Source organism: Streptomyces durocortorensis, assembly GCF_016901035.1.
GTDB classification, from domain to species: domain Bacteria; phylum Actinomycetota; class Actinomycetes; order Streptomycetales; family Streptomycetaceae; genus Streptomyces; species Streptomyces durocortorensis.
In genome coordinates this window covers 1-248 of record NZ_JAFEUF010000608.1, presented here as the reverse complement: position 1 = coordinate 248, position 248 = coordinate 1, and the positions used below count along the sequence as shown (strand labels likewise).

Genomic DNA, 248 nt, shown 5'->3' with positions numbered 1-248 from the left:
GCGCCGATACTGATGAGGCGTTCGACGGTCGGGAGCTTGGGGTGGGCGCGGGCGTAGAAGTCCTGCAGGGAGGTGTAGGGCTGGCCTGCGGTGATCCGGGCGACCTCGTCGTCGGAGATGCCGTGGACCGTGGACAGGGAGATCCGCACACCCCACCCCGATCCGGTCCGCTCGACCGCGTACTGGGCCTGGGAGGTGTTGATGTCGACGGGCAGGACGGGGACGTCGTGGCGGCGGGCGTCGGCGAC

The 248-nt window shown here is 70.6% G+C and carries 1 protein-coding gene; it reads right to left on the bottom strand.

Annotated features, from left to right (window positions below):
* On the bottom strand, positions 1-248 hold a 248-nt coding region (locus JS521_RS36245; protein ID WP_443732196.1), incomplete at both ends, for a helix-hairpin-helix domain-containing protein.